General features: G+C 40.9%; 9 protein-coding genes and 1 pseudogene. 6 read left to right on the top strand and 4 right to left on the bottom strand.

The window, feature by feature from the left end:
* Positions 1–119 precede the first annotated feature (119 nt).
* The 4 genes from FTU13_RS02950 to FTU13_RS02935 all read left to right on the top strand — a co-directional run bounded on the left by FTU13_RS02950 (position 120) and on the right by FTU13_RS02935 (position 5,708).
* Positions 120–1,382 (top strand): carbohydrate porin, encoded by a 1,263-nt coding sequence (locus FTU13_RS02950; protein ID WP_180126121.1) that lies wholly within the window; start codon positions 120–122, stop codon positions 1,380–1,382.
* An 18-nt stretch (positions 1,383–1,400) separates the two neighbouring features.
* Positions 1,401–3,569 (top strand): TonB-dependent receptor, encoded by a 2,169-nt coding sequence (locus tag FTU13_RS02945; protein WP_180126123.1) that lies wholly within the window; start codon positions 1,401–1,403, stop codon positions 3,567–3,569.
* 12 nt (positions 3,570–3,581) lie between these two features.
* Entirely contained in the window at positions 3,582–4,697 is a 1,116-nt protein-coding gene (locus tag FTU13_RS02940; protein ID WP_180078252.1) for an NADH:flavin oxidoreductase/NADH oxidase, read from the top strand.
* Positions 4,698–4,778: 81 nt separating this feature from the next.
* Entirely contained in the window at positions 4,779–5,708 is a 930-nt protein-coding gene (locus tag FTU13_RS02935) for an AEC family transporter (protein ID WP_180126125.1), read from the top strand.
* Between the two features lie 72 nt (positions 5,709–5,780).
* On the opposite strand, the gene FTU13_RS02930 is transcribed toward FTU13_RS02935, so the two are convergent.
* Entirely contained in the window at positions 5,781–6,587 is an 807-nt protein-coding gene (locus FTU13_RS02930; protein ID WP_180023122.1) for a tetratricopeptide repeat protein, read from the bottom strand.
* A 249-nt stretch (positions 6,588–6,836) separates the two neighbouring features.
* Here FTU13_RS02930 and FTU13_RS02925 point away from each other — a divergent pair, with 249 nt between their 5' ends.
* Both FTU13_RS02925 and FTU13_RS02920 read left to right on the top strand, forming a co-directional pair.
* Complete coding sequence (locus FTU13_RS02925; protein ID WP_078191141.1) at positions 6,837–7,082, top strand: hypothetical protein; 246 nt, start codon at positions 6,837–6,839, stop codon at positions 7,080–7,082.
* Positions 7,083–7,289: 207 nt separating this feature from the next.
* Positions 7,290–8,473, top strand: a pseudogene (locus tag FTU13_RS02920) (sorbosone dehydrogenase family protein).
* Positions 8,474–8,579: 106 nt separating this feature from the next.
* On the opposite strand, the gene FTU13_RS02915 reads toward FTU13_RS02920, so the two are convergent.
* From FTU13_RS02915 to FTU13_RS02905, 3 genes are all read right to left on the bottom strand, one after another.
* Positions 8,580–9,101: a hypothetical protein gene (locus tag FTU13_RS02915; RefSeq protein ID WP_078191139.1), complete on the bottom strand. Its 522-nt coding sequence runs from the start codon at positions 9,099–9,101 to the stop codon at positions 8,580–8,582.
* A 137-nt stretch (positions 9,102–9,238) separates the two neighbouring features.
* On the bottom strand, positions 9,239–9,970 hold the full coding sequence (locus FTU13_RS02910) for a folate-binding protein YgfZ (RefSeq protein WP_180126126.1): 732 nt from the start codon (positions 9,968–9,970) through the stop codon (positions 9,239–9,241).
* Between the two features lie 117 nt (positions 9,971–10,087).
* The gene (locus FTU13_RS02905; RefSeq protein WP_180126128.1) at positions 10,088–12,187 is read right to left on the bottom strand and encodes a multicopper oxidase family protein; all 2,100 of its coding nucleotides are present in this window, start codon (positions 12,185–12,187) and stop codon (positions 10,088–10,090) included.
* Positions 12,188–12,462: the final 275 nt, after the last annotated feature.

The raw sequence follows: 12,462 nt of genomic DNA, 5'->3' as shown, positions 1-12,462 counted from the left end.
GTTTGGTGAATGATAAAAATAATGCTGAGATAGAACGTGAAAAATTATGTAATTTTTGTGACATTAGATTTCAAGCCTTGTGGCTTGTCTAGAGACTCTCTCCAGATTTAGGTTTTACCATGAAAAAATACAGTCTAGCTCTTCTACCTGCATTTGTTGCAGCAGCCATGACACATGTTCACGCCGCAGAAGCATTCGACACTAAAGGTCAGTACATGCTCGGGGATTGGGATGGTAAACGTACCGAACTTGCACAACAAGGTGTGAAGTTTGAGGCCAATATTGCTGCTGATGCTGCCTATCTTGCCGATGGCGGTCGTAATCCGGGACATTCAGCAACGGTAGCCAGCCAATTGTGGTTAGGTACACAGCTTGATATGGAAAAACTTGCGGGTTGGGATGGCGTGACTGTGCGTGCTGTAATGACTGCTCGTCAAGGTCAAAGTACCTCAGTTCGTGATTTGCAAGGAGATGTTCCTCAATTGGCAAATGCACAAGCCAATTTTGGCCGTGGTAACCAAGACAGCCGCTTAACCGAGCTTTCGATTGAAAAGAATTTCAAAGAACAAGGCATTAGTGTAAAAGCAGGTCGTTTAGGTCTAGGTATGGACTTTAACGTGATGGCATGTGACTTTGCCAGCACCGCATTTTGTGCAGCGCAAATGGGTAAATGGCAAGGTTCTATGTGGATGAATACTCCAGTTTCACAATGGGGTGGACGTGTGAAATACCAAGCAACGCCAGAACTTGCGGCACAAGTCGGTGTTTACGAATTTAACCCTGACAATGGTAATGCCAAAGCAGAAGGTCAAGGTTGGAGTCTAGATACAGATCATGCTGATGGCGTAACTATTCCCGTAGAATTGGTTTGGACACCAAAATCATTGGTCAATGGCTTACCGGGGAGCTACCGCTTTGGTGCGATGTACAACACCGCAGATAATGTCAAAAATCAAAAAGACATTATTTCGGGCGAAGCAGAAGATCGTACCTTTGGTGGTTGGGTCGCGATTGAGCAACAGTTAACGTCTACAGGTGAAGGCAAACGTGGTTTGCATAGCTTTGCCAATTTTACTTGGCATGATCGTGTCACCACAAAAGTTGATAACTCACAGCAGCTAGGTTTGAAATACATTGGATTGGCCGATCGTTTGCCTAACGATATGGTTGGCTTGGGCATGAACCGTGTGCATGTCAATGATCGACTTTCTGCTGAGAAATTTGATGCAAGTGCAGAATATAATGTCGAGTTGAACTATAGCCATAACCCTACGAAATGGTTGATGATTCGTCCAAGTTTACAATATGTGATTAACCCAGGCTCAACAAATCGAGTTGATGATGCTTTCCTAATTGGTTTAAGCTCTAAGGTAATCTTCTAATGTTAAAATAGGTGCTCTATGCAAAGTAAATTTAACGTCACATCATTTAAGACACATTTACTTTGCCTGACGGCATGTATTAGCCAACAGCTGTATGCAGAAACAGGTTCTACGGAACCTGTTTTACTTCCTGAGATTACCATTGAAGCACCACGAACCAATACTACGTGGTTAAAAACACCTGCATCGGTATACCGTGTACAGCAAGCTGAAAATAATAACAATACGGGTGTGAATCTGTCTGAAACCTTAAAAGGTGTGCCCGGACTGCAACTGAATAACCGTGAAAACTACGCACAAGACTTGCAACTGTCTATGCGAGGCTTTGGCGCACGTTCAACATTTGGTGTGCGTGGTATCCGTTTATATGTTGATGGAATCCCTGCGACCATGCCGGATGGTCAGGGACAGACATCAAATATCGATATGAGTAGCTTAAATCATATCGAGGTATTGGGTGGGCCATTTTCCTCTTTATACGGTAATTCTTCGGGTGGGGCAATCTTAACAACAACCAAGCAAGGTACTGGAAAAGACTCTATCGAACTCGGCTATTCGGGCGGCAGTCATCATAAAAGTCGTGCTGATATTGTGCTGCAAGGTGGCTCAGAACGGGCCAATGAGCCTAGCTATGTTGTCAGTTCTTCTTATTTTGAAACCGATGGTTACCGTGATCATAGTGCTGCAAATAAGGTACTCAGCAATGCAAAACTGACTTGGGATCTGGATGATGGTTCCAAGGTTAATTGGATTGTGAATCATGTGGATATTAATGCCGATGACCCACAAGGGTTGAGTCAACAAGAATGGAAAGAAAATCCTAAGCAAGTTCAAGCAAATGTTTTGAAATATGATGTACGTAAAGAGATTCAACAAACACAAACAGGTTTAACTTGGACTAAACCAATCAATGATCGTCATGAAATTTATGTAATGGGTTATGTAGGACATCGTGAAGTCACTCAGTATCAAGGTATTCCAAATACTGTGCAAAGAAATCCCGAGCATGCAGGTGGGGTGATTGATTTTGATAGGGATTATTATGGAGCAGATTTCCGTTGGACAGGTAAGGATTTATTGCCAAATACACGTCTTAGCTTAGGCTTGGCTGTTGATCAAATGGATGAAGAACGACGTGGTTATGAAAATTTCAAAAGAACTTCTGTTAATACTTCTGCAACAGATTATGATTTTGGTCATAAGGGAAATTTACGCCGAGAAGAAAATAATACCCTTTGGAATATAGATCCTTATTTACAAGCTTCGTGGCAATTTTTACCTACAGTTCGATTAGACACTGGCTTGCGTTATAGCAATGTTCGTTATGAATCTAAAGATCGCTATTTAGCTAATGGTGATGATAGTGGTAAAAATAAGTATGATAAATTTTTACCATCAGCGGCATTATCTTGGGAAATTACTCCTGATTTGACGAGTTATATCAGTTTTGCGAAAGGTTTTGAAACACCGACCTTTACAGAAAGTGCCTACCGTTTAGATCCAGTTGAACCGAGTCAAATCATCGGCGGAATAAATAATGATTTAGATCCATCTTCAAGTGATAACTATGAGTTAGGCTTTAAGGCGCAAAATGATTATGGTTTATTCACTTTGGCAGGTTTTTATACAAAAACGCATGATGATATTGTTTCATACCTGAGTGATGCAGGTCGCACAGTTTATAAAAATGCCGATCAAACACTGAGAAAAGGTATTGAGTTTTCTTGGCAACATAAACTTTGGAACGATTTAACAGCACAAGCGAGCTATAGCTATATTGATGCAAAATTTGATTCTCCCTATTCAAATTCTGATGGTATAGCAATTGAAAAGGGGAATTACATCCCAGGTATTGCAAAGAACCAAGCTTATGCTGCGCTAGGATGGCAACCTGAAGCTGGTTTTAATGCGGGTGTTGAAGTGCGTTATATGGACAAGATTTATGCCAATGATGCTAATTCAGAAACAGCTCCAAGCTATAGCGTGACGTCTGTTAATGTTGGCTATTTGTGGAAAAACAATGATTGGAAAGTACGTAGCTATGCACGAATAGATAATCTTTTTGATGAAGACTATGTGGGTTCAGTTATCGTCAATACATCAGGATCACAAGGCGTCTATCGCTATTATGAGCCTGCTGATGGTTTGAATTGGAGTGCAGGATTAAGTGTGACCAAAGCCTTCTAAAAGGAGAGTAATGTGGCGTTGTTATTTCAACCAATTCAATTTGGAACATTGGGGCTGAGTAATCGAATCGTGATTGCACCCATGTGTCAATATTCTGCCAATGAGCAAGGGGAGTTAAGCTATTGGCATGAGCAACAATGGGCGAATTATGCCTTGTCAGGTGCCGGACTTTGTATCGTCGAGGCAACAGCTGTACAGGCAGAGGGGCGCATTAGCTATGCAGACCTCGGCCTTTGGAATGATATGCAACGCGCACAGATGAAGGCACTATTGGCCAAGGTGAAATCACTTTCACCTATGCCATTTGCTATCCAACTGGCACATGCGGGTCGTAAGGCATCGACAGATAAACCTTGGGCAGGACGTGGACAATTACCCCCAGATCACCCTCAAGGATGGCAAACTGTTTCAGCAAGTGAGTTGCCCTTTAATGCCACAGATCATGCACCCCATGCTTTAAGCCGAGAAGAAATCCAGCAGATCATTCAAGACTTTGCCGATTCAGCAAAACGTGCGGTAGATGCAGGCTTTGACTTAATTGAGCTACATGCTGCACATGGTTATTTGCTGCATCAATTTATGTCGCCATTGTCGAATCGGCGTAGCGATGAATATGGTGGCAGTCTGGAAAATCGCATTCGGCTGACGCTTGAAGTGTTCCAAGCCATGAAAAATGCCGTTCCTGAAGATTATCCAATTGGGGTACGTATTTCTGCAACTGACTGGATGGAATATACTGAAGCACCGAGTTGGGATCTAGACTCGGCTGTTGGCTTGTCAAAAGCGCTTGCACAACTAGGCACAGCCTATATTCATGTTTCTAGTGGCGGCTTAGATGTTGCGCAAAAAATTCAATTACAAGCCAGTTATCAAGTGCCTTTTGCTGAAGCCATTAAGCAAGCCGTTCAGGTTCCCGTAATTGCTGTGGGTTTAATTACCGAAGCAATGCAAGCCGAAGGCATCTTACAATATGGCATGGCAGATGCGATTGGTCTTGCTCGTGCAATTCAATATGACCCGCGTTGGCCATGGCATGCTGCTGCTGAACTCGGTGAAAATCTAAAAATTTCTCCGCAGTACTTACGCTGTCAGCCGCATGCACAAAGAAGTCAATTTACGGCTTTCTAATTATCAAAATTTATAACGGGCCGATCTACACTCTCAGGTTGAGGGTGTGGATAGAAGAGTCTATTACACAGGATATTTCGTATGGTCTTTGAGGTGATTGGTCCAATCTTTTTTCTTTTGGCCTTGGGATATCTGTCTGTAAAATGCAGTTTATTGAGTAAAGAACAGGTCGGAACCATTGGTGCATTTGTGATTAAAATTGCACTGCCGGCTTTGTTTTTTCAGTCATTAGCTTCTAAAGATTTGCATCAAATTTGGTATCCCGGCTATTTCTTTGTTTATACCGGAGTCACATTTTTATTGTATGGCATGGCCTATTGGCTATTGTCGACACATTTTAAAAATAATATGTCGCAAACAGCGGTACTGTCACTAGGTGCTGGCATGTCAAATACAGGCTTAATTGGCACTGCAGTCCTAAGCTTATTGGTCGGTCAAAATGCGATGACCTATACCTCATTAATCGTCATTATTGAAAGTGTGCTGTTGATTCCAATGGTGCTGGTGCTTGCGCAATTAGGAAGTTCACAGCAAAAAGCCAATATTGGCGACATTATCAAAAATACCTTAATGACCCTGTTAAAAAATCCACTCTTTGCAGGGGTAATGCTAGGGATTGGGTTTGCAATTTTCCAAATTCGTTTACCTCATCAAATCAATGATGTACTGGCGATGTTAGGTCAAACGGCTTCACCACTGGCGCTGTTTGCTATTGGTGGGGGAATTGTCGGTATGAGCTTAAAGTATGTGAATGCTCAGAGCTTCTATTTGGTGATTTCAAGCAACTTGGTGATGCCTTTACTGACTTATTTGGGCTTACGCTATTTGACCGATGTCAGCCAAGAGATGTTATATGCAGGGACGATTATTGCCGCATTACCGATGCCGACAATTTTTGCCATGCTAGGACAAGTTTATGGCTTAAATGAAAAGACCTTAACGCCTTTATTGATGAGTACCATCTTGGGTTTTGTCGTAACGGGCGTATTAATCAGTCTGTGGTGGGCGTGATTTTGATCAGCTAAAAATTTGCTTAAACCCATGAAAAAGCCCTGCATGCGCAGGGCTTTTTTTAATGCTTAATTAACTCTTTTTCGCATTGGCTTTTGGCGCTTTGGCTTGTTCAGCAATCATTTTATCCACGGTTGCCAAAGATTCTTTCGCTTGCGGAATATTTTCTTTGGCTAATGCGCTAAATATTTTTTTAGCTTCAGGCAAATTCTGCGGGATGATATTGCCATTTACAAACATATTGCCCACCGCCATCAATGCAGGGACATAGCCTTTTTTTGCTAATTCTTGAATGCTATTCAGACCTTGCTGAATAGGCTTTTCATTTTTAGCTTTAAAGCCAGCACTGATGTCATAAAGCGCTTTGGCATGAATCGCAGGGTAATTGCCTTTTTTAATCAGCGGATCAAGTTTGCTGAGTGCCAATTTATCTGACTCAGGTTTATTTTCTGCAAAAAGTAAAATGGCATAGTCGATGGAGGCATCGTCAAACCCTGCCGAAGATGCGCGTTCTAAATATTGTTTGGCCTTGTTGGTATCTTGTTTTAAGCCCAGTGTGCCCGTTGCATAATTTTTACCTAAAACATAGTTTGCAACTGGATACCCTTTGGCTGCAGCCTGTTCATAGAGTTGGATGGCTTTTTTCTCATCCTTCGCTACGCCTTGACCTGTTTGAGTAAGATAGCCCAAATTATAAATAGCCTGAGCATTACCTTTTGCTGCAAGCTTGCTCAGTGTTTGGTAGGCGCCATTCATATCTTTGGCCTTGACCATAGCTTCCACTTTAGCAAATTCAGGATCGACGGCATCTGTTTTGGTTTCAGCAAAAGCGAATTGAGCGCTCATTGCCAAAATGCTTGCGAGTAGGATTTTTTTCATCTTAAAACCTTTTGTAAATCATACACATAATTCCGTTTATGTGTTTTGGTGGTTATTTTTGTCGGTTTTTACATCATAGGTAGATTTACGTAAATGTAAAGTGAGGAATTGTGATTTAAAGCGCTTTTATAAAATAATGTTGATCGCCCTTAGCGCTTTAAATGCCATGACTTTATTGCATCAAAAGCCTTTGCAAAAAAGCAGGACTCTGATTTAATCGCGCATTGTTATTTTCTCAGAGGCAGCGCGATGTTTATTAAAGGCATTAAACGCAATTACGATAAAATTAATGCAGATGAATCGATTGCAGATGAAGATAAAATCGATGCGCTTTTGATGAAACTGGGGGCAGAGTTTTTAGTCAGTAAAGAGGATCGTGTTTATATTTTCAAAAAAGGCGATTTAGAAGCTAAATTTGATGCCAAACATGCCCGCGCCTATCATTTTAAAGAATATGTATGCAAAGACATGAATAAGTTGTTTCATGGATTTTGATTAAAATCATGATTTAAAAACGAAGAAGTGAGGGGGAATAAATTTCCTCCTTATTTTTGTTTGTTGTGTACTGTAACAGCGTATGTGATTTAAAAATCCTTTATTTTCAAAAGTATAATATTTTATAAAAATATAAATTGAATAAAATAGATACAAGACATCTATGATGAATACAGATATACATGATTCATTGAGATGTATTTAAATATGATAAAAATAAGTGCCATCTTGATCCTTAGTTTCGTTTGTTCAATGACCAGTTGGGCTCAACAACCCAAGCTTGTACCTCATCCAATCCATTTAAAAATGGCAAGCAGTTTTCATTAAATTTGCCTGCAAATTTCGAGATCATTCCTGCTGCTGAAGGTCTCAAACGGGTACGCTTTTTTTCGCAAGCACCTGATCGCAGAATGTTTGTCACGGATATGTATGATCTAACAGATAATAAAAAAGGTACTGTGTATATATTGGATGATTGGAATGCTGACACAGGTAAATTTGGTAAAATCATTCCTTATCTGACCGGTTTGAGAAATCCAAATTCAGTTCAGTTTTATACCGATGCTCAAGGACAGGATTGGCTCTATTTGGCGGAAACGCATCAACTGACACGGCAAAAATTTAGTAAAGGAGACACTCAGCCTTCGAGTAAGGCTGAAGTTTTAGCGACATTTCCAGATTATGGTTTGAGTTATAAATACGGCGGTTGGCACCTGACACGGACGATTGCTATCGGTGGAAATGGAAAAGTTTATGTATCTGTCGGTTCGAGTTGTAATGCGTGTGTAGAAAAAGAAAAAGTACGAGCCTCCGTCATTGAGATGAATCCTGATGGTTCAGAGCAACGGATTTATGCGACAAATTTGCGTAATGCAGTTGGATTAAAATGGATCGGTAGATTTCTATTTGCGACCAATCAAGGTTCTGATCATTTGGGACGTAAAAAGCCAGATGAAACTTTTTATGCGCTAAAACAGAATGTCGATTATGGTTGGTCCGCATGTTATTCATGGCTGGGCAAAGTCTTGGCGGATGCTAAATTTAAACGCGCATCTGGCTGTAAAAATGTTCCATCGGCCTATGCTTATTTCCCTTCGCATTCATCTGCTTTGGGTTTTGATTATTTTGATGACCCTCATACTGATACCGCCATTAAAAATGCATTTTTAATGGCCTTGCATGGTTCTACGGACGAAGGCATTGGTCATGGCTATAAAATTGCAATTATGCGTAAAGGACAAAAACTTGAAACCTTTATGGATGGCTTTTTAGTCGGTAAAAAAGTGCATGGGCGACCTGCTGATATTTATAAGATCGATGAAAAATCTTTTTATTTTTCAGATGATCGGGCAGGGGTGATTTATTATGTGAGGGAAAAAATGAGTGATTAAAAAGCCAAAGTTTTTAGGCTTTGGCTTTGAGTGCTTAGGGATGGTCAGAAGATTTAGATGGTCAGACCTGATGTCAGAATTCTAGTTTATATACGGTCAAAAATGGCTAATCATAGCGTTTCAGTTCTAAGTCTTCATTCTTGAAATGGGCAATCGAAATATGATTATTTGCTGCAATATTCTTAAAGCGTAACCATAGAAAAAATTCAATAAGATTGATTCCAATTCCCCAAAAAGATGTATTTAAGAGGGTGAGTTGGGTGTCGTAGGCAACATGAAACTCGAAGCCTGTGCTACTGAAGCCAAATGAGCTTTGCATAAAGAGAAAAAAGCCAGTTGTTACTTTTGGATAGTAAATGACTAAGGGTGTGATAATAATCGGGACAAGGCTTAAGCTGATCCAAAACAGTATTTTCAAGCCTAGAACATCTCTTTTCCAATATTTGATAGCGCCCATTAGCATGAAAAAGAGTTGGGCATACAGTACAAGAATAATAATCAAAACAAGTAGAGATAGCTGAATTGAAAGCAATTGATTGCCGAGTATGACCATGCCTAGAAGGGCAAAAATTCCGTAATAAAGGGCAATGATCTTGTGCTTTGGGTCTTGAAATTGTGTCTGATGCATCGTTATATAGTTTATTGTTAAAATTCGGAGTGCATTTTAGTTTAAAAATAGTCAAATTAATATGATGAATTTTAAAATTTAAAACTTAGATTTATTATAAAAGAAGATAGCTAAATGTAGCTATCTTCTGAATTTATTTAAGCTGACTGCGGACGTGCCACATCACCATTCAAAGCTTCAGGCAAGGCTAAAACAGTTACATCTAACTCTTCTAAAGCTTCTGGACGAGCAACAACCAATGCTACATAACCATTATCTACAGCCGCGCTATTGACGACTTGTACGCCTTTATTCAGGTGTTCGCCTTGTGCAGGAGCAGCGCCTGTACCTGAAATCGCATGCAACCAAGCTTTCGGTTTGGCTTTAAACCATAAACGAGCAATCACTTCCTGACCCAAATAACAGCCTTTGTCATAGTGGACACCTTCACGCTGATGTAGACGTAACTCTTGCGGTTGGAACACATGTTCAATCGCTTGGTCAATATAAGCTTGACCCGCTTGAATCGCTTGAATTTCCCATGCTGCAACATCCGTCGGTTCCGAAGTAAATGTCGTTTCATCACCGACTAAACTTGGAAAAACTGCACCAGTTTCTTCAAGTTTCATCTTAGAAAATGCACCATATTTTTTAATATGTTTGGCAAATTCTTCGGCTTGATCTGCTGTAGTGACAATAGAAAAACTTTCAGCACTGTGTTTGGTGAGCCATAAACCAAAATGAATACGGCCTTTGAGGTCGCAGATTGCAGTATAACGCGTTACATTTTCTTCAAGGCGTTCAACATGCAAAGTCACTTGCCCTTGTAGAAATTTTTGTGCATCGACACCGTTGAGAGAAAAAGATGTGAATGCCATAGACGTTGTCATGACCAGCCTCAGTATAAATTTTAGATATCATTAATCATGTTATTTTGCAGCAAGCCGCAGTGTTAGGCAAACAAAAAGCCCATATTGATACGGGCTTTTGTACAGCAGAGATCTGTCTTAGTGATTGTGTGTCGGCATATCGCTTGCAGACATATCCATAGTGGAATGATGTGAAGGCGGTTCACTATTACAATCATATTGGTCGCCACAAATACGCACGGTTTCCATCATGCCTTGATCTTCATGGTCTAAAATATGGCAGTGCAGCACGAAGTCGCCTTCAAATTTTTCGTACTTGCTGCGCACAAAGATTTTATAGCCCTGTTTGACGAAGAGCGTATCTTTCCAAACGCCTTTCATGCCATGATATTGCGAGTCAATATTTCCTGCACCATCTTTATCTGAGCTGCCGATCGCACTGACATCGACACCATTTTCATTCAATATTTTCACCACTTGGAATGGATTGACATGAATATGGAAAGGATGACTGGCAACATTACTGCTTAACTCCCACTCTTGAGTTTGCCCGATTGGAAGCTTGCGGACATAGCTATGGTGGGTATGGTCTTCATCATGGTAGGCATCGCCAAAGCTGATCAAAGTGCCTTCCTCGGCATGACGAATACCAAATTTAAAGCTGCCATCTGCATTGAACAGAATGTCAAAGTTGGTGATTTGCTTCGCCATCGTTTTGAGCATTTCATCGACTTCAGCAGTCATTAAACTCGCATGAGAGATAAAGGCTGATAAATCACCCTGTTCGAGCTGTGCAATCACTTCTGGTGCCAGTTTTAGTTGGGTGGCCTGACTTTTTAAGAAGTTAAACGGCGTTTGCTGCGGTAGTTGAGTTGCTTGCACATTGACCCAACCGAGGAGCTGTGTATTGAGTTTTTCTTCTGGTGCGCGACGAAGTAACGGACTTGATTCATGCGCATTAATTTCATCTTCTAGATTCAGCTTGGCATCGTATACACAGTATTTATTGGTGGTCGGGAAGGAGAGCATGGCATCAAAGCGATAACCCGGTTGAAAAATTTCAACCCCGTGCTTTTGGATTTTTCCCATGGTCAAGCCGTCTTGTGCAAGGGTATATAACGGTAATGTTTTCAGCGTTTTAAACTGTGAAGACATCGACTTGCTTTGATACTTTTGACATTCGCTCAGGGTTTGCTCTGCGGTAAAGAGCGCAGAATCAGGCAGTTCTTTGATGGTCAAACCAATGGTGTCACGGATACCGCCGTGAATCATGCGCCAGCGGTGGTATTGGTTCTGATCCACCTTAATTTCACCAAACATTTTGCCATTGATACTGGTAAAACGATTTTCATCCGCCCATGAGGTTGGTATATCGAGTTTTGAATAATCTTCTAAGCTATAGATGCAGGGTGTGCCATTCACTTGGCTTAAATTGCTGTCGCAATCTTCATTGTATTGAATCTGCTGGAACAGCATGATTTTTTCATGGTCATACTGCTGGTTTTTTTGATTTTTCCATAAGATGTCCAAATCTCCAGTCTGCTGAATTTGCCCCTGACGAATGACAGGTTTCCGCTCGCCCTCAATAATCAAAGGGCCAGCCATGCCGCTTGAGACCTGAATCGCGGTTGAACCATGCACATGTGAGTGATACCAAAATGTTCCCGCAGGATGATTCGGTTCGATCTTAAATTCGTAATGAAAATCTTGCTGAGGTTTTAAGCTCAAAAATACGTTGTCACTATTTCCTTGCGGGCTAACCCAAAGACCATGTGTATGTAAATTTGTGGTGTTAAAACAGTTCCCTTGGTTAATATTGGTCACTGGACTTGGACAGGTCTCTGTCGATTCAACAGGGAGATGATTGACCAGATGAATTTTTAAATTGTCACCTTGTTTCGCACGAATTTGTGGGCCAACCAACACATCCGAAACACTGCCATCGCTATTTTTCGAGTTCCAGAGTTCAGGTTTAGTCAGATAGCCTCTGACCTGTAATAGGTCATTTTCACCCGTTTCAGGGTCGTATAAGGCTTGGCGTTTATAGGCAATCAGCAGTTCATGCTCACCTTGTGCATTGGCTTTCAAACGTGGTGGATTCGAGATGACAGTCGGTGAGTCTACTTCCTCTTCTTGAGTCGTCGAATCTGTTGTCGATTGGTCGTTGTCGCCACAGGCAATGAAGCTGAGACAGCTTAAGAGGCAGCCAGCCCCAATGATGGTTTTAAATTTTGTCATGATCTTTCCCCAAAGCATAATGACGGTAGAACAGTAGTCGCTGATTTATTTAGCTAAGGTTTTGTAAATATTGTGATTATTTTGGCGAGTACAGCGAATTACTGTGCTTGTATGTCGTGCTTTTATTATCTGAGAGAGGGGTGATTCGACGCTATCCCTGCAAATAGGGATAAATTGAGAATTAAGATGAAATAAATGATAAAACAGTGTTTTGATTCACATTATGGCTTTGAGGCGCAATGAGCTAATGAAGTAATTTAATACCTTGATTATTA

The organism is Acinetobacter sp. YH12064 (assembly GCF_013419735.1).
Classification (GTDB): Bacteria; Pseudomonadota; Gammaproteobacteria; order Pseudomonadales; family Moraxellaceae; genus Acinetobacter; species Acinetobacter amyesii.
This window is presented reverse-complemented; position numbering and strand designations above follow the sequence as displayed.

What these genes read in the sequence shown, in the direction of transcription:
- FTU13_RS02950 (WP_180126121.1), top strand. Translation starts at nt 120, where the DNA reads ATGAAAAAATACAGTCTAGCTCTTCTACCTGCATTTGTTGCAGCAGCC.
- FTU13_RS02945 (WP_180126123.1), top strand. Translation starts at nt 1,401, where the DNA reads ATGCAAAGTAAATTTAACGTCACATCATTTAAGACACATTTACTTTGC.
- FTU13_RS02935 (WP_180126125.1), top strand. Translation starts at nt 4,779, where the DNA reads ATGGTCTTTGAGGTGATTGGTCCAATCTTTTTTCTTTTGGCCTTGGGA.
- FTU13_RS02930 (WP_180023122.1), bottom strand. Translation starts at nt 6,587, where the DNA reads ATGAAAAAAATCCTACTCGCAAGCATTTTGGCAATGAGCGCTCAATTC.
- FTU13_RS02925 (WP_078191141.1), top strand. Translation starts at nt 6,837, where the DNA reads ATGTTTATTAAAGGCATTAAACGCAATTACGATAAAATTAATGCAGAT.
- FTU13_RS02915 (WP_078191139.1), bottom strand. Translation starts at nt 9,101, where the DNA reads ATGCATCAGACACAATTTCAAGACCCAAAGCACAAGATCATTGCCCTT.
- FTU13_RS02910 (WP_180126126.1), bottom strand. Translation starts at nt 9,970, where the DNA reads ATGACAACGTCTATGGCATTCACATCTTTTTCTCTCAACGGTGTCGAT.
- FTU13_RS02905 (WP_180126128.1), bottom strand. Translation starts at nt 12,187, where the DNA reads ATGACAAAATTTAAAACCATCATTGGGGCTGGCTGCCTCTTAAGCTGT.